The organism is Bacteroides acidifaciens, from assembly GCF_903181435.1.
In the GTDB taxonomy this organism is placed as follows: Bacteria; Bacteroidota; Bacteroidia; order Bacteroidales; family Bacteroidaceae; genus Bacteroides.
Window position 1 is genome coordinate 2,017,193 of sequence record NZ_CAEUHO010000001.1, and the last position, 24,447, is coordinate 2,041,639.

The window sequence follows — 24,447 nt, forward strand, 5'->3', positions numbered from 1 at the left end:
GTTTATCCTTTCATCATCATGATATCAGCTCTCATCTCTATATATTCAGTATATTTTTCTGGATTGTTGGTATAGTCTACCACCCTGTTTATGGCTATTTCCGCTTGCTTTTGCTTTACCTTCGTATAATATCGGATAACTCCCCTACTCTTGTCCGAATGACCGAGACAATAATCTATCACTCCGTCAGGTATACCAAGTTCAGAGGCGAATTGTGCAAAAGTCTTACGAGCAGAATAGAAACACAATGTCTGTTTGATTCCTAAGTGCTCTTTTAGTTCCCTCATGCAAAGATTGATATACTTTTGCAAATTAGAATAGGTATAAGAATACCCCAAATCCAAAAATCCTTTTTTATTTATGTACTTACTGATAATTGCTTTCGCTTCACTGTGTATGGGTATCGTTATGACTGATTTCCCTGTCCTAGCATGAACAGTCTTGATTCTTTCAAAAGAAAGTATATCCACCGACAAATCGACTGATAATAAATCTTTCAGATTGATACCGCACAAATAGAAAGAGAGTAGAAACATATCCCTACCTAAATTCAATCGTTTTCCTTCAACTTCCGTTCTTTGTATTTTCTGAAATTCTTCTATTGAAAGATCGCATTCTTTAGGTTCGGCTGTTGGTATTTTCGTGTACGCAAATGGGTGTATGTCTGTTTTAAGAACCCCAGTTTTTATCAACTCGTTTATCCGGGCTTTCAGATGGGTTAATCTCAATCCGATGTTTCCATTAGCATAGCCTTTTTTTATCATCCACTTTTTAAAATGCTCTACCAATAAAGTATTAATTGCAGGAATAGGTACATCCCCTTCCGCATTAGTAAACACCCGTACAGTCTCCTCGTTCATTTTGGCATAGCTTTCCCTACCCTCTTCTCTGATTTCATTTATGCGCTGTTTCCAGAACTCTAAAAACGAAATATGTGAAGGGCGTTCCTTGGATATTATAATCCGTTTTATCTGAAGTGCAGAAAAATAGTCTATGCATTCAATAGAATTGAATTTCTCTTTGTATTGTGAAAACACAAATTCAAGCCTTTTATTCATAATATTCGCATCCTTCCGGTAAACGACTTTACCGTTGTCAAATTCTGCAATATCATCTAACAGAAACTCTGTTTTGATGTAGGCACGTTCTTTCTTTTGGGAGATGCAGACTAAGATGGGAAGCCTGCCATCATGTTCCTTAATGGAATTTAAAACTGTTAATCTGATTGTTGCCATAGTCGAATAATCAAAACACAATTCTACTATACAATTTTGTGCAAATATATACGCAGATTTATGTTTTTTTTATTCGGAATCGAATTTTCAGAAAAGAAAAACGCTGATTAAATAGTTAATAATCAGCGTTTTATTTGAGAGCCGCTAGCCAGACTTGAACTGGCGACCTACGCGTTACGAATGCGTTGCTCTACCAACTGAGCTATAGCGGCATTTGTCTCTCGTTTACGGCGTGCAAAATTACAGCTTTATTTGAAAAAACAAAAAGAATCCGACATTTTTTTGAGTTTAAATTTTAAATCGACTTTTGTTGACTAAATCTAAAACTTCTCTTTATGATCAAATTTCCCTTCATCAGTATAGTATTTCCACGTACCTTTAGGTTTATTATTAGCATATTTCCCGCGAAGTTTCAAAGTACCATCTTCATAATATTCACGGTAACGTCCATGCCGTTTCCCCTCTTTTACTTCCGACTCGCTCTTTAATGCTCCTTCAGGATAAAACTCCCTCAGAACATTTCCTTCAAACTTTTCGACATAGAAACGTTTCAGCTCACTCATCTGCTCTTTTTCTGTTTCAACATCTTCATCCATTTCTTCATCGTCTTCATCAGTAGCAACTGAAATAACCTCCTCCTTAGGTTCATAGGGTGTATAGTCCATAACATATTGCAAAGAAGTTGACCAGCCATCCCCTATCACCTGCATAGTCCAATAAGGAAATGAAAACAAAACATCTTTATTAGATTGTATTTCATTCCATGTACTAACATTCATCATCGGCTTTAACTGAGAATAGAACTTATGTACGTCTGTATATAAGAAAATAGTAGAACTAGACTTCAAATATGAAAATGCATCCTTAAATCCTTGATTATTTTTTAGTAATTTTTTTTGCCCGTAGTCCTCTACAAATGAAAGTAAAGAAGAAGCTTTATTACTAAAAACCACATAATCATCTACATAAGTGTAATATGGTTTCTCGAATTTATCAAACAATTTTCCGAAAAACAGGCGGAAGAAGCCCTTCATCTCAACATAATTGATCTCAAAATCCTTATAATTTACCGTCTTCACCTTAACCGGTGTACGCCGCTTTATTTTCTTCTCTATAAGTTCCATATTCTTGCGGGCATCTTTTATACTTTTAGCCTTGACAGCCAGAATAAGCTCAGGATCACGCCCCAACAATCCCGGTTCGGATTGCGTAATGGCAAATTCACCTGCCATCCAACTCAGAAAGTTATCCTCTAAAGAGATACCGAATAATCCTTCAATCTTCTTTCTGGAACTCTGATAAGAGTCATACAACTGTTTATCATATACAGAAAGCGCACTTTCCAACTCCTTCACAAAAGTCGCCGGATTATTGAAACCTATATTCGTATAAAGAGCGGTACGTCCGGAAAGAATTTCATGCGCTTTCATCTTATGTTTCCCCGAATTCAACAAAGCAATAACATAAGGATCGGCAGAATCTTTCCGCAAAGTATAACCTTTCACTTCTATTCTGTCTTCATTCGCATTCAAATAAAGACCGGCAAAATTCATAGAGTTGCTGAAGAGATCAATATATTCATTTCTTGCCCCTAAATAAATAGACATGAACTGAGGAACGCGCGCATAATTGATAAAGACTCTGACAAGTCCTTTACCCGAAACTAACTTTTCTGTTTCAATAAAAGACTGATCTAGCCCGATTTTAGGTTTGTTGCGTGAGTTAATAGCAGATTCAACAAGCGTAGATGTATAAGAACCCACTAAATGATTATCCACAAAAGCAATGTAGAAAATATCACGCGTATCAGGATCACGCATTTCAAGTATATTGACGCCATTATGCATTCGGTTAGTAACCGTAAAACCACTCATAACTAATACCGTTTCAACCTGATCTTTCAATAAATCCATCTTCGATGCTTTCTGCATATCCAGGATAAGCAGGAAATCCCAATTGGTGGCACGAGTCTTATGAAGTGAAATAAGCATATCCCGCTCTCCGACAAGAGACAATAACACTTTGTTACTTTTAACTACTGAATCGAGTTTTTCGACACTCGCTGTCACTTCCTCAAAAGATTTCGCTTTCTTCAGACATTGCCATGTCTCGCTTCCACTAAATTTTTCCCAATCTTCAATCGGAGCTGATGACTGAATAATAAATGCGGCATCTTCGGGGACCAAATAAATCTGCTGGATATTGCGATCGGGCGAAATAAACAGGTAAACGATGGAATATACAACATATACCACCAAAGCTAATCCTGCCGCAACTAAAATTCTCTTTACTATTTTCTGAATATTCTTTTTCTTACCGGACTCAGCATATTGTTCCTGCTGCCCATTGTGTAATTCATCCATCATGTTCCGTTATTGAGTTGAGCGGCAAAATTACTAAAAAAATGAAATTAATTAATTAGTTCTGATTCATTTAGCAAAATTATCCCGCAAAAGAGATTTTATAAAAGACAAAATAGTCCATATCAGTTTCTCCCTATTTTTATAAAATCTATTCTGAATAAATGATAATCTATTGACTGGTATGGCAAATAAATACTAACTTTACGGCATGAAAAAAAAATTCCAACTCGAAGTTCCGAAAGGAGCCGACAAGATTTTACTTCATACCTGTTGCGCTCCCTGTTCGTCAGCTATCATCGAATGTCTGATGCAACATAATATTACACCTGTGATTTATTATTGCAATCCTAACATCTATCCACTGGAAGAGTATAACATAAGAAAGGATGAATGTACACGCTATGCACAATCTTTAGGACTAGAAATCATAGATGCCGATTACAACCATGAAGTCTGGCGATGCCAAATGACAGGAATGGAGCAGGAACCAGAAAGAGGTGGACGTTGTCTGCGCTGTTTCAAAGTCCGTCTACTGGAGACTGCCCGCTATGCACACGAACATGGATTTTCCGTCATTACAACCACACTTGCTTCCAGTCGCTGGAAAAGTTTGGAACAGATAAATGAAGCCGGACAATATGCCACAGCAAACTATCCCGATGTCATATACTGGGAACAGAATTGGCGCAAAGGTGGACTTAGTGAACGCCGCATTGCCATCATTAAAGAATACAATTTCTACAACCAGCAATATTGTGGTTGCGAATTCAGTATGAGAAAAGAAGAATAAATCAAACATACCATTATCACCAGTAAATCAATGAATCGAAGTAAAAAAGGTAAAAAAAGGAAATTATTCAAGAAGAAATCACGCTTTAATTATAAATTAGGATGTATAATCGCTCTCATTGCCCTTATCCCTATTATATATGGTGTCCATTTATATTGCCAACAAATCAGGAGTTCTCAAAAAGACGAACCACAAACAAGTACATCACTTCAGGTTCTATCCAGCAAAGAACTGGCAATCCCTATATCGCTGACTCCCCAACAAGAGCAAATAATCCGCCACACCGGATATACCGTTTCCTATAATAAGGAGTTGAAACTTCCAAATTGGGTTTCTTATGAATTGACCCGAGAGGAAACAAAAGGAAAAGAAAAAAGAAACAACCGCTTTATAGCTGACCCGTTAGTAAAAGGAACAATTGCAACTAATGCAGATTATACACGTTCAGGATATGACAAAGGGCATATGGCACCGGCTGCGGATATGAAATGGAGTCCGCAAGCCATGAAAGAATCGTTCTATTTCAGCAATATGTGTCCACAACACCCACAACTGAACAGAAGAGGCTGGAAAAATCTAGAAGAGAAAATCCGGGATTGGGCGATAGCAGACAGCGCTATTATCATTATCTGCGGTCCCATTATAACCAAGCAGCCAAAAACAATCGGGAAAAATAAAGTTGCAGTACCCCAACAGTATTTCAAAGTAGTCCTCTCTCCTTTCGTCAAACCTATGCAGGCTATCGGCTTCCTGTTCAATAACAGACAAGCTTTGGAGCCTCTCTCTACATACGCAGTAACAGTAGATAGCATTGAACGGCTTACCAATATGGATTTCTTCGCATCTCTGCCTGACGAAATAGAAAACAAAATTGAAGCAGAAGAGAATTACTTCCAATGGCCCAATTAACTAATATCCAACCTAACTAAAATTAAACAGAAAGAAACCGTCTCTATCCAAATTCTTTTTATCTTTGACGAACTTTTTAAACAGCTAAAAAGATGAACAAAAAAAAAAGAAACATTTTATTATCAATTCTGATTGGAACATTCCTTCTTTGTGCCATCGCCGGAGGAACCGTTTATTATTATCTGTTTGCTCCTCAATTCCATCCATCTAAAACCGTTTACATCTATGTAGACCGAGACGATACCGCCGATTCCATATATAACAAAATAAAGAAGTTCGGACATGTCAATAAATTATCGGGATTTCACTGGATGGCTAAATATAAAGATTTCAAACAGAATATTCATACTGGACGCTATGCTATTCGCCCGAATGATAATGTCTACCACGTATATAGCCGCTTTTCCAGAGGATACCAGGAACCAGTCAACCTCACTATTGGAAGCGTCCGGACACTAGACCGCCTGGCACGAAGTGTTGGAAAACAGCTCATGATAGACTCCGCCGAAATTGCCAGCCAACTGTTTGATTCTTCTTTTCAGAGTAGAATGGGATACACAGAAACAACTCTTCCAAGCCTTTTCATACCGGAGACTTACCAAGTGTATTGGGATATGAGCACAGAAGATTTCTTCAAACGCATGCAGAGAGAACACGAACGTTTCTGGAACAATGAACGTCTCGCACAAGCCACCGCCATCGGAATGACACCAGAAGAAGTTAGTACACTGGCTTCCATTGTTGAAGAAGAAACCAACAACAATGAAGAAAAACCAATGGTAGCCGGACTATATATCAATCGTTTACAGAAGGATATGCCTTTGCAGGCAGACCCCACCGTAAAATTTGCCCTGCAAGATTTTGGTTTACGCCGTATCACCAATGAACATCTGAAAATTAATTCACCCTACAATACCTATATCAATACCGGACTACCGCCCGGTCCTATCCGCATTCCCTCAAAAAAAGGAATAGACAGTGTATTGAACTATACAAAACATAACTATATTTATATGTGTGCCAAAGAAGATTTCTCAGGAACCCATAATTTTGCTTCCAATTATGCCGATCATATGGCAAATGCAAGAAAATACTGGAAAGCACTGAATGAAAGAAAGATTTTCAAGTAAATTTGTGATAAAACGGACTGAAAATCCTATCTTTGCCCGATAGATTAACAAACTGTGATCAACACTAAATAAAAGAAATAAATATGAGCAAGCAACTCTTACTTGGCGATGAAGCCATTGCACAAGCTGCACTGGATGCCGGACTTTCAGGTGTTTATGCCTATCCTGGTACTCCTTCAACTGAGATTACGGAATATATTCAAATGGCCCCTATAACGACCGAACAGAATATACACAACCGTTGGTGTTCCAATGAAAAAACAGCAATGGAAGCTGCATTAGGTATGTCTTTCGTAGGCAAACGGGCATTAGTTTGTATGAAACACGTAGGTATGAACGTAGCTGCCGACTGTTTCGTCAATTCTGCCATCACCGGCGTGAAAGGCGGATTAATCGTGATAGCAGCAGATGACCCCAGCATGCACTCTTCTCAGAATGAGCAAGACAGCCGTTTTTACGGAGATTTTTCATTGATACCAATGTACGAGCCCAGTAACCAGCAAGAGGCGTATGACATGGTATATAATGGTTTCGAATTTTCTGAAAAACTAGGTGAACCTATTTTAATGCGTATGGTCACCCGCCTTGCCCACTCCCGTTCCGGAGTAGAGCGTAAAGAGCAAAAGCCACAGAACGGCATATCTTTCAGCGAAGATCCGCGCCAGTTCATCCTGTTGCCGGGAAATGCCCGTAAACGTTACAAAATATTGCTCTCCTGTCAGGACGAGTTTATCAAAGCTTCCGAAGAATCACCTTACAACCAATATACGGATGGTCCTAACAAAAAATTAGGAATCATCGCTTGCGGTATCGGCTACAACTACCTGATGGAAAACTATCCTGAAGGTTGTGAATACCCGGTACTTAAAATCGGTCAATATCCATTGCCTAAAAAACAACTGTACCAATTAATCGAATCTTGCGACGAAATCCTCGTTCTGGAAGACGGTCAGCCATTCGTAGAAAAGCAATTAAAAGGTTATTTAGGTATTGGCGTTAAAGTAAAAGGACGTTTAGACGGCACACTGTCACAAGACGGAGAGTTAAATCCCGACTCGGTAGCCCGTGCAGTGGGAAAAGAAAACAAATCAGAATTCGGTATCCCCTCTCTAGTAGAAATGCGCCCCCCAGCACTTTGTGAAGGATGCGGACACCGTGATATGTACATCAGGCTGACCGAGGTTCTTAAAGAAGAGTATCCTTCTCATAAAGTATTCAGCGATATTGGTTGTTACACACTTGGCGCAAACGCTCCATTCAACGCTATCAACTCATGTGTAGACATGGGGGCTTCTATCACAATGGCAAAAGGTGCAGCAGATGGCGGTCTTTATCCGGCTGTAGCCGTAATCGGCGACTCTACTTTCACCCATTCAGGAATGACGGGATTACTCGACTGCGTAAATGAAAACGCCAATGTAACCATTATAATTTCCGACAACGAAACTACTGCCATGACAGGTGGACAGGATTCTGCCGGAACCGGACGCATTGAAGCTATCTGCGCAGGTCTTGGAGTAGAGCCCGCCCATATCCGCGTAGTTGTTCCATTGAAGAAAAACTACGAAGAGATGAAGCAAATCATACGCGAAGAGATCGAATATCGTGGTGTATCTGTCATTATCCCACGCAGAGAGTGTATCCAAACATTAGCACGCAAAAAAAGAAGTAAGTAAGCCATGAAAAAAGACATTATATTATCAGGAGTAGGTGGACAAGGAATTTTATCCATCGCTACAGTAATCGGCAAAGCAGCCTTAAAAGAAGGGCTTTATATGAAACAGGCAGAAGTGCACGGAATGAGCCAGCGTGGTGGAGACGTTCAATCCAATCTCCGTATCAGCGACCAGCCGATTGCTTCCGACTTGATTCCTTCCGGCAAATGTGACCTAATCATTTCACTAGAACCCATGGAAGGACTGCGCTATCTCCCCTACCTCAGTTCTGATGGCTGGTTGGTGACTAACGAAACCCCGTTTATCAACATTCCCAATTATCCGGAATCAGACAAAGTTATGGCAGAAATCAATAAATTACCGCATAAGATTGTATTAAACGTAGACAAGGTAGCCAAAGAAGTAGGTTCCGCCCGCGTTGCTAATATCGTTTTACTGGGAGCAACCATCCCATTTCTCGGCATCAATTACGAGAAAGTGCAAGACAGCATTCGTGAAATCTTCCTTCGCAAAGGAGAAGCAATTGTAGAAATGAATCTTAAAGCATTGGCTGCCGGCAAGGAAATTGCAGAAAAACTGATGTAATAACAGGCATTACCATGAATACACAATACTGGGAAGAAGAATTAGAAACCATGAGTCGTGAGAAGTTGCAGGAATTGCAACTTCAACGGCTTAAAAAAACAATCAGCATAGCTGCAAACGCTCCTTACTACAAAGAAGTTTTCAGCATACATGGCATTACCGCAGATAGCATACAATCATTGGATGATATCCGCAAAGTGCCTTTTACAACCAAATCTGATATGCGCGCCCACTACCCTTTCGGGCTAGTGGCAGGCGATATGAGCAATGACGGTGTACGTATCCACTCTTCCAGCGGTACTACCGGAAACCCGACCGTGATCGTTCATTCACAACATGACCTTGACTCTTGGGCCAACTTGGTGGCTCGTTGTCTGTATGCCGTAGGTATTCGCAAGACCGATGTTTTCCAAAACAGCTCAGGATACGGCATGTTTACAGGTGGGTTAGGTTTTCAATACGGCGCTGAGCGCCTTGGTTGTCTGACAGTTCCTGCTGCAGCCGGAAACAGTAAGCGGCAGATCAAGTTTATCAACGACTTTAAGACAACTGCCTTGCACGCCATCCCCAGCTACGCCATCCGCCTTGCTGAAGTTTTTCAGGAAGAAGGACTCGACCCGGCAAAAACAACACTAAAAACATTGGTTATCGGGGCCGAACCTCATACAGACGAGCAACGCCGGAAGATAGAACGAATGTTGGGCGTAAAAGCATACAATAGCTTCGGTATGACAGAGATGAACGGTCCCGGTGTCGCTTTCGAATGTCAGGAACAAAACGGAATGCATTTTTGGGAAGACTGTTATCTGGTAGAAATCATCGATCCTGAAACTGGCGAACCCATGCCTGAGGGAGAAATCGGAGAACTGGTACTCACTACTCTCGACCGCGAGATGATGCCCTTAATCCGCTATCGCACCCGCGATTTAACCCGCATTCTACCCGGAAAATGCCCATGCGGACGTACGCATATCCGCATCGACCGTATTAAAGGTCGCAGTGATGATATGTTTATTATCAAAGGAGTCAACATTTTCCCAATGCAGGTCGAAAAAATCCTGGTACAATTTCCCGAATTAGGCAGCAACTACCTAATCACTCTGGAAACTCTAAACAACCAGGATGAAATGATTGTCGAAGTAGAACTGAGCGACCTCTCCACTGACAACTATATTGAACTGGAAAAAATCCGCAAGGACATCACCCGTCAATTGAAAGATGAAATTCTGGTTACGCCAAAAGTGAAACTAGTAAAAAAAGGCTCTCTTCCGCAAAGTGAAGGAAAAGCCGTTCGCGTGAAAGACGTACGAAACAACAAGTAAACTATTAAAATTATCCATGTGCTAATATACCATCCGCAATTTTCATCACACAGGATAGTATATTAGCACATTATCAATTAATATCATACAGCATGCAATTACTTAAAAAAGAATTCTGCAAGACGGAAAATGCTACGAAGGGGGTATCCTAAAAGTGGATAGTTTTATCAATCATCAAATGGACCCTGTTCTGATGAAATCAATCGGAGTTGAGTTTGTGCGCCGTTTTGCAGCCACAAATGTAAATAAAATCATGACAATCGAAGCCAGTGGCATTGCTCCGGCGATCATGACAGGATACTTGATGGATTTACCTGTCGTATTCGCCAAGAAAAAATCTCCTAAAACAATTCAGAATGCACTAAGCACCACTGTGCACTCATTTACCAAAGACCGTGACTATGAAGTTGTTATCAGTGCTGATTTTCTCACACCTAACGATAATGTACTCTTTGTAGATGATTTCCTTGCCTACGGTAACGCTGCATTAGGTATTCTCGACCTCATCAAGCAGTCCGGGGCCAATCTGGTAGGAATGGGATTCATTATCGAAAAAGCCTTCCAAAATGGCCGCAAAATATTAGAGGAACAAGGAGTTAGAGTAGAAAGCTTGGCTATTATTGAAGACTTGTCTCACTGCTGCATTAAAATCCAAAATCAATAACCGGAGTTGGGGTTGAAATATTGCCCTTTTCCTTTTGTTCTTCTCCCATATTGCACTGCTTGCCGAGGACATACATGATAACATGCCAGGCATGAGGTACAGTCTTTTCCCCACACAGGCTTCCCTTCCACAATAGTTATATTCTTCACCGGACAACTCTTCTCGCAACATTTGCATCCAATACAGGCATTTGTAGCATAGAAATTCGCAGGCGACATCTGAAAACGGTTAAATAAAGGATTGATTATTCTTGTCTTGATAAAAGGAATACTCCCTTCATAACAGGAGAACACACATTCTTTCCTACTTATCAACGTATTTATCCTTTTAAGACTCGGAATACTCTCCGCCAGTTTTTTCCTTTCCAGTTCTTTATTATCCACATCAAAGCCCGGAAGCAATACATAATTATTGGGCATAGTCACAGAAAAATCGGCATGACACTCCCACCCTTTATATTTTAATGTTTTCGTCAAGACCTTCTGAGTAAGCCCAATATCATCTCCACATGAACAGACAAAAAACAGATATTGCCCATTATATCCTTTCAGAGAAAGTTTTTGAATAAAGCGTAAAACAATCGCAGGCGGTGCCCATGAATAAATTGGAAACACAAATCCCACCTTTTCATCTTCCCGTAGACAAAACTCCGACGTTCCATTCCTTAACGTATCGGGAATAAACACTAAATCTTCTTTTTGTTCCTTGGATAGCTGATTAGCGATCCACTTAGAATTGCCTGTACCAGAGAAATAAAATATCATAGAAAAGTATATAAGAAAGCCGTACCGACGATGTGATGAAACTCTGATAGAACAAGATTTGAGTGCTCGCCCTCGTTGTAATCCACCGGCTTAAAGCTGTCCCGAAGGATGTGGCCCGCCATTGAAGAACGAAGCTTTCTCGGTGCATCAGATTAATTTGAAGAGTTTCCCGATCTAGTCGATACGGCTAATATTTTTGTATCACAAATGTAATAAGAATACATGAAACTAACAAGAAAAAAAAAGGAATTTGTTTGCCAACTAACATTTTTTTTATTCCCTTTCATCTGCCTAACAAAAGAAAAGTGCCAGTCACTAGCTTAGTAACTGACACTTTGTAAATCATAAACTGTTGAAACTTAAGCAGCTTTTGCTTTTGCAACTACAGCTTTGAAAGCTTCCGGGTGATTCATAGCTAAATCAGCCAAAACCTTACGGTTTATTTCAATACCGGCTTTGTGCAGACCGCCCATCAATTTAGAATAAGACATTCCTTCAAGACGTGCAGCAGCGTTGATACGTTGTATCCAAAGAGCGCGGAAGTTTCTTTTCTTATTTCTACGGTCACGGAACGCGTAAGTCAAACCCTTTTCCCAAGTGTTTTTAGCTACGGTCCATACATTCTTTCTTGCACCAAAGTAACCTCTGGTTAATTTCAAAATTTTCTTTCTTCTTGCTTTTGAAGCAACATGATTTACTGATCTTGGCATAGTTTTACTTTTTTTGAATGTTAGCGCCGCTACTTCACGCAGCGAACTTCAGGCTAATGCATTCGGTTAATACTTTAATAATACTTTTACGCTTTTGATTACTTCATTGCTAAGAGTTCCTTAACCTGGCTTACATTTGTTGCATCAACAGTTGTAGAGTAGCACAAGTTTCTTTTTCTCTTTTTGGATTTCTTAGTCAAAATGTGACTGTGAAAAGCGTGCTTTCTTTTGATTTTACCTGTTCCGGTAAGGGTAAACCTTTTTTTAGAACCGGAGTTAGTCTTCATCTTTGGCATCTTACTTGTTTTTAAATTATTAAATATATAATGGCAACGCACTATACCTGCGCGTTACGCATCTCTTCTTATTCTTCGTTTGTTTCCGGCTTTTCTGCTTTCGGTACAGGAGCCGGCTTCGGAGCTGCGGGTTTCTTAGAGGACTCTTTCTTCTTCGGAGAAAGCTGGATAGTCATACGCTTTCCTTCAAGCACCGGCATCTGGTCTACTTTCGCGTAGTCTTCAAGATCATTCGCAAAACGAAGCAGCAACACTTCACCTTGTTCCTTGAAAAGGATGGAACGACCTTTAAAGAATACATAAGCCTTTACTTTATCACCGTCTTCGAGAAATCCCTTGGCATGTTTCAACTTAAAGTTGTAGTCATGGTCATCTGTTTGAGGTCCGAAGCGGATCTCTTTCACATTAACCTTCACCTGCTTCGCTTTTTGTTCTTTCTGACGTTTCTTTAACTGATAAAGAAATTTAGAATAATCAATAATACGACAAACAGGGGGTTGAGCATTAGGAGAAATTTCCACTAAATCCAATTCTCTTTCTTCAGCCATTTTCAAAGCTTGAAAAATTGGATATACTTTCGGTTCAATATCATCGCTTACTATGCGAACTTCCTTGGCACGAATCTGTTCATTGATTCTGTATTGCCCTTTTAGAGTGTCATTCTTCATTAAAAACGTTTACTTCCTAGTTTGATCCTTTTATTGTTATACTAAATATTTTATTCTGAAACGGCTGCAAAGTTACCATTTATTTATCATATTCTGAACTTCTTCGTTCAAAATTTTAGCAAATTCTTCAAATTTCATGGTTCCCTTATCGCCTTCGCCTTGTCTGCGGACAGAAACTTCACCGTTTTCAGCTTCTTTCTCACCAACGATCAGCATATAAGGAATACGCTTCATTTCATTATCTCGAATCTTACGACCGATTTTCTCGTTACGGTCATCCACTATCGCACGGATTTCATGAACTTTCAGATACATCTTCACCTGTTCTGCATACTCATTGAATTTCTCACTGATCGGTAAGACAACGACCTGTTCCGGTGTCAGCCACAATGGGAATTTACCAGCAGTGTGTTCAATCAATACAGCAACAAAACGTTCCATTGATCCGAACGGTGCACGGTGAATCATAACCGGACGATGTTTCTGATTGTCAGAACCCATATATTCAAGTTCAAAACGTTCCGGCAAGTTATAGTCAACCTGGATAGTACCTAGCTGCCAACGACGACCGATAGCGTCTTTCACCATAAAGTCGAGTTTAGGACCATAAAAAGCAGCTTCTCCATGCTCAATCTTAGCTGGCAACCCTTTTTCCGCACAAGCTTCAATAATAGCCTGTTCAGCTTTTTCCCAATTATCATCACTACCGATATATTTCTCGCGATTCACTTTATCACGCAATGATATCTGGGCCTCAAAATTCTGGAAATCCATAGAACGGAACACAATAGATATAATATCCATCACACGAAGAAATTCATCCTTCACTTGTTCCGGACGGCAGAATATATGTGCATCATCCTGCGTAAAGCTACGTACACGAGTTAAACCGTGCAACTCACCACTTTGTTCATATCGGCAAACCGTTCCAAATTCAGCAATACGCAACGGCAGATCTTTATATGAACGCGGAAAGTTCTTGTAAATCTCACAATGATGGGGGCAGTTCATCGGTTTCAAGAAGTACTCCTCACCTTCTTCCGGTGTATGGATAGGTTGGAATGCATCCTTACCATATTTTGCGTAATGTCCAGAAGTCACATACAGCAATTTATTGCCAATCGGTGGAGTTATCACTTCCTGATAGTCATAACGGGTCTGGATACGGCGCAAGAATTCCTGCAGACGCAGACGCAACGCAGTACCTTTTGGCAACCACATCGGAAGTCCCTTGCCTACAGTTTCAGAGAACATGAACAATTGCATTTCCTTACCAATCTTACGGTGGTCACGCTTCTTTGCTTCTTCCATCAATACCAGATATTCATCCAGCATCTTCTTTTTCGGGAATGTAATACCGTAAATACGGGTCAGCATTTTGCGATCTTCATGACCACGCCAATAAGCACCGGCAACAGTCGTCAGTTTGATAGCCTTAATCGGAGCAGTCGTCATCAAGTGAGGTCCACGGCAAAGGTCAGTAAATGCACCCTGGGTATAAGTTGTAATATGCCCGTCTTCCAATTCGGAAATCAATTCACATTTATAAGTTTCTCCACGATCGCCAAACATCTTCAAAGCATCTGTTTTAGCAATACTCTTTCTGACCACCGCTTCTTTTCTGGCAACCAGTTCCTGCATTTTAGCTTCAATAACAGACAGGTCACTTTCTTTAATCACAGCTTCTCCCGGATCCACATCATAGTAAAATCCGTTTTCGATAGCCGGACCGATACCGAACTGAATACCCGGATAAAGTTCCTGCAAAGCTTCAGCCAACAAGTGGGCACTCGTATGCCAAAAAGCATGTTTACCTTCTTCATCATCCCATTTGTAAAGTACAAAATCGGCATCTTCGTTAATAGGACGTCCTAAATCATAAGTCTCGCCATTCACACCACAAGCCAAGACATCTTGTGCCAAGCGCGAACTGATACTTTCTGCAATCTGTAAACCGTTCACTCCTTCGTTATACTCACGAATGGAGCCATCGGGAAATGTTATCTTTATCATAATATGATTATGTTATATTTTCACAATTTGAACGCAAAAGTAACTAAATCTTTTGAGTTATCCATTTTTTATCAAAAAAATGTTATTCCGTTTTATCTGTAAAACGCTTGATTACATTATAAGCGGAAACAATACCTAACTCGCCTGCCTTACTTAAATCAGAAATACCCAGTTTATTATTACCTAAGAAAATATGAGTAAGTCCCCTGTTAAAATAAGCATCTGCAAAATCCGGATTCAGTTCAATAGCCTTGTCATAATCAGCCACAGCAGCGCGATAATCTTTCAACATAGCAGACACATTTGCCCGATTATAATATGCATAAACAAAATCCGGTGCTAAAGTGATTACCTTATCCAAATCTTTTCTTACCACTTCATAATCTACCGCAGTAATCTCTTTGCGTTTATCACCTAAAGCCTCCATTTCGGCAGCTTGTTCCGCTTTTTGGTATTCCAATTGTTTACAACGAATAAGAGCACGCATAAAGTATGCCGGGAAGAAATCCCCGTCCAGCAGAATCGTCTGCGTCAAATCGGAAACTGCGCTTGAGAAATCTTGCACCAGATAAAAATCAATTGCACGGGCAAAACGTTTTGAAGCGCTCTTTTCATCTGCCACAATAGCCGACGTATGTGTATCAATCAAAGCAAAGTGGAATTTCACTTGTTCTTCCGTCAACGGAGCCTCCATATTCGTTATACGAAGCCGCTTCGAAAGTACCCCCGAACTATTCAAATCCTCAATATATTTGTGGAAATTCACAGAGCGTTTCACATCACTCATTTTCTCATAATAAGTCAATGCAAACATGGGCTCTAGTGTAATATTCACGTTTTTATCCTGCACACGTCCACGATAATCACTCGTGTAGCGTTGTTCAGCTTCAGAGTCGTCCGCAATGACTATCTTACGATAGTTATTCATATTCTTATCCGACTTTTTACGGGTTTTTTCGTCCTCTCCGCCTTCACCTTCCTTGTCTTTATTCTGATTTTGGGCTACATCTTTATTCGCCACACCATTCTGTTTATCAATCTGAGCCTTCATGACTTTAAACTCATCCTGTTCCGCTCCTTTCTTGTCACCAATCTTCCGGCGGGCCTCCGAACGCTGATAATATCCCGCCAAAAAGTTAGGATACTGGTCGATAACAGTTGTGTAATCCTTTATTGCTCCGCGGTAATCGCCCGTTTGCGCACGAAGCAAACCACGGTTAAATACCGCCATCATATTGTCCGGTTCCATTTTGATTACAAAATCAAAATCTTCAATAGCACGGTTGTCATCCCCTACCCGGGCACGAAGCAAACCACGGTTATAATGCCCGATAAAATTATTGGGGTCAATATCCAATGCCAAATCATAATCACTCATAGCCCCTCTCAGATTATTCTGATGAAACCGTGCTAATGCCCGATTTATATAATTACCTGCATTTTTGGCACTTAAATGGATTGCACGATCGAAGTCCGACTCAGCTTCCGCATATTTAGACTGCTGCAATCTCACAACCGCTCTTGCAGCCCATGCGTCCGGATCATACTTATCCAAATCAAGCGCTTTATTAAAGTCATTCAAGGCAGCAATCGTATCTTTCTGCTGCAATGAAACTTCCCCCCTCATCAGATAGGCACGGGTATAACGCGGAGCTACTCTAAGCAAGCTCTCCAAATCCTCTTTCGCCGAACTATAATCCTTTTTCTGAATATGAGATAATGTCAGATTATGCCACAAAGTAATATTCTCCGGGTCATAATGCAAAGCCTTCTGATAATCTTCAATAGCACCGTCAAATTTACTTTGGCGGATTCTTGCCAAACCACGAACCTGATAAGCACCTACCACGAACGGATTCCGTTGAATAGCCGCGTCACAGTCCATCTCAGCACCTTGGAAATCTTCCAGGTTCAATTTAGCCAACGCCCTGAAAAAATAAGGCTCATACAGATAAGGCTTAGCATTAATCACCTGATTAAAATATTGAATAGAAAGTACATAATCCTCAAAATAAAGAGCGTTTCGGGCGATAGTCATCACCCGATCCGTATTTATCTGAGCGCATACCAGTGTGGGAAACAGCAATAATACTGTTAATATTCTTTTTATCATCGACATTTTATGCTTGTAAACGAAGCAAAAATAATGCTTTTCGTTTACTTAACAGGGATATAAACGTTTTTTATCTTTATTTCACCTGTTTCATCTTATAAGAGCTGCGCGCTTTTCCCTTCAACATTGTATTCAGCTTCCCTCTGATCATCTGCTTACGAAGTGGGGAAATATGGTCAATGAACATTTTACCGTCCAAATGGTCAAATTCATGCTGCATGACACGAGCCAAGTAGCCTTCTACTTCCTCTTCATGCTCTACAAAATTCTCGTCCATATATTTCACACGGATTTTATCTCCTCTCTTCACTGTTTCATGAATACCGGGAAGACTCAGGCAACCCTCTTCCATGCCCACTTCCTCACCACCTATTTCCAGGATATGAGGATTAATATAAGCCTTATTAAAATCTTTAAATTCAGGATAATCTTCCGAAAGCGGATCCAGAGTGATTGTGACAACACGAATAGGCAAGCCAATCTGTGGAGCAGCTAGTCCTACACCGTCCGCGTTCACCATCGTTTCAAACATATTCGCTATCAACTCTTTTAAATTCGGATAATCCGGTGTTATATCCTCTGCCACCTTTCTCAGAACAGGCTGTCCATATACATAAATAGGTAAAATCATATCTTTAATATTCTACTGATAAATTAAATTATTCTATTGTTATCTACTAAATAAAACGTTTACTCTCCAAATATGTTTGTAAAATAATCGTAGCGCTTATCTCATCTACCAGCGCTTTGTTCTGGCGATCCTTTTTTTTCAACCCCGCTTCCAACATTGTACGATGCGCTAAAACAGACGTAAAACGCTCGTCCACATACTCAACAGGAATCTCCGGAAAACGCTTCTTCAGCGAACGAACAAAAGGTTCTATATTTTTCATATTCTCCGAAACCTCATTATTCATTTGCTTAGGCAATCCGATAATAATTCGCTCTACCGGTTCTTGCGCTACGTAATCACCGATAAAGTTCAGAAGTTCATGCGTAGGCACTGTTGTCAAGCCATTTGCAATCAGCTGCATAGTATCGCTAACAGCTATCCCTGTACGCTTTCTCCCATAATCTATTGCTACAATTCTGCTCATGGGGCACAAAAATACAAAAAAAGACGTTTCCTATGAAAGGAAACGTCTCTTTTATTATAATATTTCAAATGTATATTATTCTTCAACGATAGCTACACGGCTTAGTTTAGCGCTATCATAGAACATATTGCTTACACCACCCTTGTAATCAACCTTCAATTGAGAAGCCGGCACACCAAATTCGTTAACCATCAAATCACGAACAGCTTCAGCTCTCTTCTTACTCAACTTCATGTTGTATTCAGCAGAACCAGTACCCTTATCAGCATATCCGGTTATAGTATATACCTTACCTGAATTTTCTTTGATAGCTTTAGCCATAGTCTCAATGTTCATGTATTCTCTCTTGGCGATATTACTCTTACCGATATTGAATACAACAACCAAACGTGGGATAGCAGATACGACTTCCTTCTTAACGATTACTTCCGGTTTCTTGTTACGTGCTTCAACCAAATCGCGTTTCAAAGATTCGTTTTCACCCTTCAAAGCATTCACTCTGTCTCTCATATCGTTCAACTGACTCTCCGGAACCATAGGAACAGTAGGAACAGCATCCCAACCGCGTTTCTTGAATTTATAAGTAACACCTACAGTTAAACCGGCCATACCTTCCTTGCCTGCACCACCGAAAGCATTCTTCATCAGCAATCCACGCAATTCTACATTAAGATCCCATACCGGAGAAAGACGGAAACGGTTAATCAAACCTGCATTCACACCTAAGTTGCTCTCTGTCGGTTTTGTCCATGAATGTACCAACCCAACACCTACATAAGGAATAAATGAGTAAACGCGTTCCTCGTTATACCCGCAGAACATATTAGAAAGGTTGAACATCACATCACCATGGAAATTAGCAACATTCCATTTTTGTTTGTAATACCCATTAGAATAAGTACCGCCTTTTACATAGAGGTCATCTGCTTCTGGAGATGCCCCTTTAGCCTGAAGACCATTATATGCAACACGCAATCCCAATCCCGGTGTAAACCACTTACCTACGGCAATATCAAGTGCCGGGGCAAGACGTTTTCCAAAACCAGCCTCACTGTCGTTGTCACCGAAGTACATTTGCGCACCAACGCCACCGCTGATAAACCAATTAGCGCCAAAGAGATTTGTCTCTACTCTATAACTCTTTGCTGCTTTTTCTTTTTCTTGAGCAGACAGACATACTGAGGCTGCTGCCAATAAAACAAACAATAAACCCTTCTTCATCTCAATTTATTTTAGTAAATAATATATTTCAATTGTCTTACAGGATGGCAATAAAACTGAATACCTACTCCTGACAAAGAGACAACATAGTTCGTCCTTTTCTCTAAAAATTAATGCAAATATAGATATTTAATATAACACAAACAAAAAATCACGTAAATTTTCATTCATACATAGTTTTTTATGGAATGATAAAAGTGCCATATAACTCCAGGCGCCTTCTGAGGGCATTTATAAGAGAAGAATCAAAACAAAAGAAATAGCCGGCAATAAAATCATATTACCGGCTATTTCTTATATTGGAATTATACCTTTATTAATATACCAATTTTACATTATCAATCCATAGTGAATTTCCCGGCGAACCGATATAAGCACCACCATGACTGGATGTAAACTGAAGACACATATGAGTCGGGACATCTTCCTCATTTCCCCAAGCCACTTCATGAATAGGTACACTTTCACCTTTACTGTTGACCGTATAACTTTCAGTAACCTGCAAACGCATCATGTGGGCTTTATATTCAGGACGACCTGTTATGTCACCATACATAATCTCATAAGAAACATTATTCTTCCAATCCGTTGAATGATAGTAATAGGTCACCATCGTACCAATGCGCTTGGCATATACATTTCCCTCTGCATCTTCCCAACGTTTCTGCAAAAACAGAATAGCCGCCGGATAATCTTTACCAGGTACATCCGTTATCTTGCTGAAGCCAGTAGCACGGATACGGTTCTCCCGTTCGGACATCTTTACTTTATAATCAAACTGGAGAGCGACCGGTTTTTTGGTGAACGGAATCCCCGTCTGTAACATCTGCTGAGGATTCTTAGTACCTTTAATGGGTTCATGTACCGAACCGGTAAAAATAGAGCCTGCCGCCAACACCGTAATATTGACGAGCCCCAACACCTTCACACTCTCCATACGTGTATCCAACCGTGCACAGTATCCATCTCCCCTCTTTTCTGGGAAAACCGAAGTGTTTGTCTTCGTAATACCTGCCACCTTTGCCATCACATTTGAAGTCCCCCAAGGCGAGCCACCCATATTCTTATAAACCTGATCCCCCTTGATTACAGACGTCGGTCCTATCGCATATACATTTTTTGTATTCCCACCAATAATGCCCGACTCCTTTATCTGACGGTCTACCCATTGGTCCATGTCTCCAAAAGGAACCATTTCCACTCTATGTTGCGCCATCAAAGACAAGGAAGAAAAAAATGCCACGAAACCTGCCATCAACAGGCGATGAACGATTTTTTGAATCATTGTTTTCCTTTTTTCTTCTTTTTATAACTTATAATCCCATTGCTTCAAAGCAAAATCCCAGTTTTCTTCTACCAACCGGATTGTACGGTCATCGTATTTATACTTATTCTTTTTATACCCTTTCTTACCGCCTACATACTTCTCTATATCTCCACATGCTTCGGCAAATCCGGGGATAGAAAGAGATTTATAAATATTCTCCGTCATTCCCATCGCATCTGCTTCAAAGTCCTCAAACTTCACTTCCATCAGATTGCCTTCAGGAATAAAATGTTTGTCCGATTCATACTTATGATAAAGCTTTGCATAAATCGAAAGGATATTTTCCTCTAATTGTTCATTGCTTACATCTTGTAATTTCAACGGCTGAATCGTGTTTGTAAAGAAACTGCGTGTTGATTCGAATACCGTATAAGGATTACGCATCAGGTAGATAAACTTGCCGTTCGGAAACATTTTTACCAGCTCCTTCACCCTACCTGTATGCGGTGGATTCTTGCTGAGAAACTGCGTCCCATGTGTGTTCCACAATGAAATCTTAATCAGTTTCGTAAACACCTCTTCAAAGACTTCCAGTTCGGCATCCGTAATATCATCAAACAGCAGATACTTATCGGCATACTCCTGTTGATATTTCGGCAAGAACCAAAAATTATAATAAGTATAAGGCATCATATTCGCCAGCGCGAATTCCTCTTCTTGGGGAAGATCCACAGCCAGTTCCATATTATCTGTCGGACGCTTGTCCGGCATCAGCCAACTCATATTTTTCTTGAAGAAAGGCTGTCCCCACATCATCAGATGAGGAAACACGGTCTGATACGTCGTATTATACCCAAAGTGCTTGTCGCAGGAAAACACATTATGCACAAAAGTCGTTCCACTCCGCCAGTGCCCCAGGATAAATACAGGGTCATGTTCCAACGATTGATTAGCCAACAACTTCTCATATCGGCTATTCTGTAAGGCAGCCAATGGAGAAAGTAAGCGGCACACCGCCTTTGTCAACCGGTATTTCCCCTTATAGGACGCATCAATTTCACGACCGGCGGTAATAGCCTTAAATGTTTTCCAATCAGCACCTACCAATGTATTAATCGGAAGTTTATTAAATTCGAGTAATCCCATACTTTCTTACTTTATAATTTTCACAGCAAATCCCTGGCGTTCCAGTTCTTTTACCGCTTTCTCTACAGCCCCATAATGTTCCGGGGCAATCCCCAGTTTTGAAAAATCCAATACAGGAATATCATCCGTATTGCTCATATCCTTCACCTCTACCTTGTCGATAATCATACCTACCGCTGAAGTATTATTTGTAATCGGGTCAATCAGGATGAACGAGCCACAGGATTTATTCTTCTTATAAGAATCAAAGAACAATTCTTTGGCAGTAGTCAGCACCACACGGGCTATCTGATTCAACTGCAAAGGCAAAGTTTCTTTCGTTAATTGTCCGTTATCCAAAGACAGATGTTCCATTGTATTTACATCTACCTTATATTTAATCGTATCAATACGCGTACGGCTTAGATTGGTAGTCTGCTTGATAAAAAACGATTTGTTAACGTCCATCGGCTCTTCATCCATCCATACCATCATCGCCTCAAAGTTACGGTCAACAGTCGGCATATTACTGGGATGCACAAGCATTTCACCGCGAGACACATCAATCTCATCTTCCAAAGTTAGCGTAACCGATTGCGGCGGGAAAGCGTAATCCAATTCCCCGTCATAAGTCGCAATACTCTTTACTCTCGATGTTTTGCCGGAAGGAAGTGCCATCACCGTATCCCCTTTTCGAACGATACCTGACGCTACTTTACCACAAAAACCTCTAAAGTCCAGATTCGGGCGAAGCACATATTGAACCGGGAAACGGAAGTCAGTCAGATTATGGTCATTATCAATATGAACAGTCTCAAGGAAATCCAGCAGAGAAGTACCTTTATACCACGGAGTACGCTCTGATTTATCCACTACGTTATCGCCATCCAATGCAGAAAGAGGTATGCAATTCACATCAGGAATACCCAACGGAGCCACGAACTTCTTATATTCCGTAACGATATCATTAAAACGCTCTTCTGAGAAGTCCACCAAGTCCATTTTGTTGACAGCTAACACCACATGCTTGATACCTAACAAAGACACCAGGAAAGTATGGCGGCGAGTTTGAGTAATCACTCCTGTACGGGCATCCACCAGGATAATCGCCAAATTAGCCGTAGAGCCACCGGTAATCATATTACGTGTATATTGCTCATGCCCCGGAGTATCTGCAATGATAAACTTACGTCCGTTGGTAGAGAAATAACGATAAGCCACATCAATCGTGATACCTTGTTCGCGTTCAGCCTTCAAGCCGTCGAGCAGCAGCGCATAGTCGATATGCTCTCCCGCATTACCCACACGTTTGCTGTCGCGTTCCAACGCATCCAACTGATCCTCATACAGTTTCTTACTGTCAAACAACAAGCGCCCAATCAGCGTCGATTTTCCATCATCCACCGAACCGGCTGTCAACAGTCTCAGCAAGTCTTTCTGTTCATCTTTATCTAGAAAAGCCTTTATATCTAATTTATTATCTGCCATCACTTTTTAAATTAAAAATTGAGAATTGAGAATTGAAAAATGAGAATTAAAAACCGCATAATGCTATTTTTTTAATTTTTAACTCTCAACTTTCAATTTTCTAAAAGTATCCTTCACGTTTCTTTTGTTCCATACTACCTTCCTGGTCAAAGTCTATCACACGAGTAGTACGTTCGCTCTTAGTGGTAGTCATCATCTCTTCCACAATTTCCTCAATGGTAGCGGCTCCACTTTCCACAGCGCCGGTCAGCGGCCAGCAACCTAATGTACGGAAACGAACCATTTTCATTTCAATCTGGTCACGGTATTTATCAGGCAGACGTTCGTCATCCGCCATAATGATATTTCCGTCAAGATTGATTACAGGACGTTCTTTAGCATAATAAAGTGGAACAATCGGAATATTCTCCAGACGGATATACTGCCAAATATCCAGTTCCGTCCAGTTACTAATCGGGAATACGCGGATACTCTCCCCCTTATGCACACGCGCATTATAAATATCCCACAACTCAGGACGTTGATTTTTCGGATCCCATTGGTGGAACTTATCCCGGAACGAGAAAATACGTTCCTTCGCACGTGATTTCTCTTCATCACGACGAGCACCGCCAAAAGCTGCGTCAAATTTATATTTATCAAGCGCGTGAAGCAAGGCCTGCGTTTTCATCAAATCCGTATGCACTTTACTTCCATGTGTAAAAGGCCCTACCCCTGCATGAAAAGCTTCCATATTGCTTTCCACAATCAGATTCCATCCATACTTCTTCGCATATTCATCACGGAACTGAATCATCTCCTTAAATTTCCATTTCGAGTCGATATGCATCAATGGGAATGGTACCTTACCAGGATAAAACGCTTTTTCAGCCAAGCGCACCATTACCGAAGAATCCTTTCCGATACTGTAAAGCATCACCGGATTCTCAAATTCCGCCGCCACCTCGCGGATGATATGAATAGACTCTGCTTCGAGTTCCTTCAAGTGGCTTAATTTATATTCTTCCATTA

At 40.5% G+C, this 24,447-nt stretch carries 22 protein-coding genes and 1 tRNA gene; 7 read left to right on the plus strand and 16 right to left on the minus strand.

The features are described from left to right. Nucleotides 1-2 precede the first annotated feature (2 nt). The 3 genes from CLIN57ABFB40_RS08575 to CLIN57ABFB40_RS08585 all read right to left on the minus strand — a co-directional run bounded on the left by CLIN57ABFB40_RS08575 (nt 3) and on the right by CLIN57ABFB40_RS08585 (nt 3,598). The gene (locus CLIN57ABFB40_RS08575) at nt 3-1,235 is read right to left on the minus strand and encodes a tyrosine-type recombinase/integrase (protein WP_175629701.1); all 1,233 of its coding nucleotides are present in this window, start codon (nt 1,233-1,235) and stop codon (nt 3-5) included. Nucleotides 1,236-1,374: 139 nt separating this feature from the next. Then, nucleotides 1,375-1,447, minus strand: a tRNA-Thr gene (locus CLIN57ABFB40_RS08580). Between the two features lie 108 nt (nt 1,448-1,555). Further along, the gene (locus tag CLIN57ABFB40_RS08585) at nt 1,556-3,598 is read right to left on the minus strand and encodes a toxin-antitoxin system YwqK family antitoxin (protein ID WP_175630360.1); all 2,043 of its coding nucleotides are present in this window, start codon (nt 3,596-3,598) and stop codon (nt 1,556-1,558) included. 208 nt (nt 3,599-3,806) lie between these two features. Between CLIN57ABFB40_RS08585 and CLIN57ABFB40_RS08590 the strand changes: the two genes are divergently transcribed. The 7 genes from CLIN57ABFB40_RS08590 to xpt all read left to right on the plus strand — a co-directional run bounded on the left by CLIN57ABFB40_RS08590 (nt 3,807) and on the right by xpt (nt 10,674). Further along, nucleotides 3,807-4,388 carry an epoxyqueuosine reductase QueH gene (locus tag CLIN57ABFB40_RS08590; RefSeq protein ID WP_175629702.1) on the plus strand — a complete coding sequence of 194 codons (582 nt, stop codon included), beginning with the start codon at nt 3,807-3,809 and terminating at the stop codon, nt 4,386-4,388. A gap of 30 nt (nt 4,389-4,418) precedes the next feature. Further along, entirely contained in the window at nt 4,419-5,297 is an 879-nt protein-coding gene (locus CLIN57ABFB40_RS08595; protein WP_175629703.1) for a DNA/RNA non-specific endonuclease, read from the plus strand. Nucleotides 5,298-5,389: 92 nt separating this feature from the next. Next, nucleotides 5,390-6,427, plus strand: coding sequence for an endolytic transglycosylase MltG (gene mltG / locus CLIN57ABFB40_RS08600; protein WP_175629704.1), 1,038 nt, complete (start codon nt 5,390-5,392; stop codon nt 6,425-6,427). Between the two features lie 83 nt (nt 6,428-6,510). After that, nucleotides 6,511-8,103, plus strand: coding sequence for a thiamine pyrophosphate-dependent enzyme (locus tag CLIN57ABFB40_RS08605; RefSeq protein WP_175629705.1), 1,593 nt, complete (start codon nt 6,511-6,513; stop codon nt 8,101-8,103). A 3-nt stretch (nt 8,104-8,106) separates the two neighbouring features. After that, nucleotides 8,107-8,688 (plus strand): indolepyruvate oxidoreductase subunit beta, encoded by a 582-nt coding sequence (locus CLIN57ABFB40_RS08610; RefSeq protein WP_175629706.1) that lies wholly within the window; start codon nt 8,107-8,109, stop codon nt 8,686-8,688. Between the two features lie 14 nt (nt 8,689-8,702). Continuing rightward, nucleotides 8,703-10,010 (plus strand): phenylacetate--CoA ligase, encoded by a 1,308-nt coding sequence (locus tag CLIN57ABFB40_RS08615; RefSeq protein WP_175629707.1) that lies wholly within the window; start codon nt 8,703-8,705, stop codon nt 10,008-10,010. A 112-nt stretch (nt 10,011-10,122) separates the two neighbouring features. Further along, a complete protein-coding gene (xpt, locus tag CLIN57ABFB40_RS08620) occupies nt 10,123-10,674 on the plus strand; it encodes a xanthine phosphoribosyltransferase (RefSeq protein WP_175630361.1) in 552 nt (183 codons plus the stop codon). Here the strand turns inward: xpt and CLIN57ABFB40_RS08625 are convergent. From CLIN57ABFB40_RS08625 to cysD, 13 genes are all read right to left on the minus strand, one after another. Further along, nucleotides 10,668-11,438: an EFR1 family ferrodoxin gene (locus CLIN57ABFB40_RS08625; RefSeq protein ID WP_175629708.1), complete on the minus strand. Its 771-nt coding sequence runs from the start codon at nt 11,436-11,438 to the stop codon at nt 10,668-10,670. The two genes, xpt and CLIN57ABFB40_RS08625, sit on opposite strands and share 7 nt — an antisense overlap. Nucleotides 11,439-11,797: 359 nt before the next feature. After that, nucleotides 11,798-12,148 (minus strand): 50S ribosomal protein L20, encoded by a 351-nt coding sequence (gene rplT, locus CLIN57ABFB40_RS08630; RefSeq protein WP_004297540.1) that lies wholly within the window; start codon nt 12,146-12,148, stop codon nt 11,798-11,800. A gap of 98 nt (nt 12,149-12,246) precedes the next feature. Further along, nucleotides 12,247-12,444 carry a 50S ribosomal protein L35 gene (gene rpmI, locus CLIN57ABFB40_RS08635; protein WP_024988256.1) on the minus strand — a complete coding sequence of 66 codons (198 nt, stop codon included), beginning with the start codon at nt 12,442-12,444 and terminating at the stop codon, nt 12,247-12,249. 68 nt (nt 12,445-12,512) lie between these two features. Continuing rightward, complete coding sequence (gene infC / locus CLIN57ABFB40_RS08640) at nt 12,513-13,112, minus strand: translation initiation factor IF-3 (protein WP_175629709.1); 600 nt, start codon at nt 13,110-13,112, stop codon at nt 12,513-12,515. A gap of 72 nt (nt 13,113-13,184) precedes the next feature. Beyond that, on the minus strand, nt 13,185-15,125 hold the full coding sequence (gene thrS / locus CLIN57ABFB40_RS08645) for a threonine--tRNA ligase (protein ID WP_175629710.1): 1,941 nt from the start codon (nt 15,123-15,125) through the stop codon (nt 13,185-13,187). Nucleotides 15,126-15,207: 82 nt separating this feature from the next. Then, nucleotides 15,208-17,238, minus strand: coding sequence for a tetratricopeptide repeat protein (locus CLIN57ABFB40_RS08650; RefSeq protein ID WP_175629711.1), 2,031 nt, complete (start codon nt 17,236-17,238; stop codon nt 15,208-15,210). Between the two features lie 76 nt (nt 17,239-17,314). Beyond that, nucleotides 17,315-17,869, minus strand: coding sequence for a peptide deformylase (gene def, locus CLIN57ABFB40_RS08655; RefSeq protein WP_175629712.1), 555 nt, complete (start codon nt 17,867-17,869; stop codon nt 17,315-17,317). A 46-nt stretch (nt 17,870-17,915) separates the two neighbouring features. Next, on the minus strand, nt 17,916-18,335 hold the full coding sequence (gene ruvX / locus CLIN57ABFB40_RS08660) for a Holliday junction resolvase RuvX (protein WP_175629713.1): 420 nt from the start codon (nt 18,333-18,335) through the stop codon (nt 17,916-17,918). Nucleotides 18,336-18,410: 75 nt separating this feature from the next. Beyond that, entirely contained in the window at nt 18,411-19,556 is a 1,146-nt protein-coding gene (locus CLIN57ABFB40_RS08665; RefSeq protein WP_175629714.1) for an OmpA family protein, read from the minus strand. Between the two features lie 316 nt (nt 19,557-19,872). Then, a complete protein-coding gene (locus CLIN57ABFB40_RS08670; protein WP_175629715.1) occupies nt 19,873-20,841 on the minus strand; it encodes a PCMD domain-containing protein in 969 nt (322 codons plus the stop codon). Nucleotides 20,842-20,862: 21 nt separating this feature from the next. After that, complete coding sequence (locus CLIN57ABFB40_RS08675) at nt 20,863-21,969, minus strand: sulfotransferase family protein (RefSeq protein WP_175629716.1); 1,107 nt, start codon at nt 21,967-21,969, stop codon at nt 20,863-20,865. Nucleotides 21,970-21,975: 6 nt separating this feature from the next. Continuing rightward, on the minus strand, nt 21,976-23,436 hold the full coding sequence (cysN, locus tag CLIN57ABFB40_RS08680; protein WP_175629717.1) for a sulfate adenylyltransferase subunit CysN: 1,461 nt from the start codon (nt 23,434-23,436) through the stop codon (nt 21,976-21,978). A gap of 100 nt (nt 23,437-23,536) precedes the next feature. Further along, nucleotides 23,537-24,445: a sulfate adenylyltransferase subunit CysD gene (cysD, locus tag CLIN57ABFB40_RS08685; RefSeq protein WP_175629718.1), complete on the minus strand. Its 909-nt coding sequence runs from the start codon at nt 24,443-24,445 to the stop codon at nt 23,537-23,539. Nucleotides 24,446-24,447: the final 2 nt, after the last annotated feature.

Bases quoted from the DNA above. Each gene is read 5' to 3' on its own strand.
- CLIN57ABFB40_RS08575 (WP_175629701.1), bottom strand. From the start codon at position 1,235: ATGGCAACAATCAGATTAACAGTTTTAAATTCCATTAAGGAACATGAT.
- CLIN57ABFB40_RS08585 (WP_175630360.1), bottom strand. From the start codon at position 3,598: ATGGATGAATTACACAATGGGCAGCAGGAACAATATGCTGAGTCCGGT.
- CLIN57ABFB40_RS08590 (WP_175629702.1), top strand. From the start codon at position 3,807: ATGAAAAAAAAATTCCAACTCGAAGTTCCGAAAGGAGCCGACAAGATT.
- CLIN57ABFB40_RS08595 (WP_175629703.1), top strand. From the start codon at position 4,419: ATGAATCGAAGTAAAAAAGGTAAAAAAAGGAAATTATTCAAGAAGAAA.
- mltG (WP_175629704.1), top strand. From the start codon at position 5,390: ATGAACAAAAAAAAAAGAAACATTTTATTATCAATTCTGATTGGAACA.
- CLIN57ABFB40_RS08605 (WP_175629705.1), top strand. From the start codon at position 6,511: ATGAGCAAGCAACTCTTACTTGGCGATGAAGCCATTGCACAAGCTGCA.
- CLIN57ABFB40_RS08610 (WP_175629706.1), top strand. From the start codon at position 8,107: ATGAAAAAAGACATTATATTATCAGGAGTAGGTGGACAAGGAATTTTA.
- CLIN57ABFB40_RS08615 (WP_175629707.1), top strand. From the start codon at position 8,703: ATGAATACACAATACTGGGAAGAAGAATTAGAAACCATGAGTCGTGAG.
- CLIN57ABFB40_RS08625 (WP_175629708.1), bottom strand. From the start codon at position 11,438: ATGATATTTTATTTCTCTGGTACAGGCAATTCTAAGTGGATCGCTAAT.
- rplT (WP_004297540.1), bottom strand. From the start codon at position 12,148: ATGCCAAGATCAGTAAATCATGTTGCTTCAAAAGCAAGAAGAAAGAAA.
- rpmI (WP_024988256.1), bottom strand. From the start codon at position 12,444: ATGCCAAAGATGAAGACTAACTCCGGTTCTAAAAAAAGGTTTACCCTT.
- infC (WP_175629709.1), bottom strand. From the start codon at position 13,112: ATGAAGAATGACACTCTAAAAGGGCAATACAGAATCAATGAACAGATT.
- thrS (WP_175629710.1), bottom strand. From the start codon at position 15,125: ATGATAAAGATAACATTTCCCGATGGCTCCATTCGTGAGTATAACGAA.
- CLIN57ABFB40_RS08650 (WP_175629711.1), bottom strand. From the start codon at position 17,238: ATGATAAAAAGAATATTAACAGTATTATTGCTGTTTCCCACACTGGTA.
- def (WP_175629712.1), bottom strand. From the start codon at position 17,869: ATGATTTTACCTATTTATGTATATGGACAGCCTGTTCTGAGAAAGGTG.
- ruvX (WP_175629713.1), bottom strand. From the start codon at position 18,335: ATGAGCAGAATTGTAGCAATAGATTATGGGAGAAAGCGTACAGGGATA.
- CLIN57ABFB40_RS08665 (WP_175629714.1), bottom strand. From the start codon at position 19,556: ATGAAGAAGGGTTTATTGTTTGTTTTATTGGCAGCAGCCTCAGTATGT.
- CLIN57ABFB40_RS08670 (WP_175629715.1), bottom strand. From the start codon at position 20,841: ATGATTCAAAAAATCGTTCATCGCCTGTTGATGGCAGGTTTCGTGGCA.
- CLIN57ABFB40_RS08675 (WP_175629716.1), bottom strand. From the start codon at position 21,969: ATGGGATTACTCGAATTTAATAAACTTCCGATTAATACATTGGTAGGT.
- cysN (WP_175629717.1), bottom strand. From the start codon at position 23,436: ATGGCAGATAATAAATTAGATATAAAGGCTTTTCTAGATAAAGATGAA.
- cysD (WP_175629718.1), bottom strand. From the start codon at position 24,445: ATGGAAGAATATAAATTAAGCCACTTGAAGGAACTCGAAGCAGAGTCT.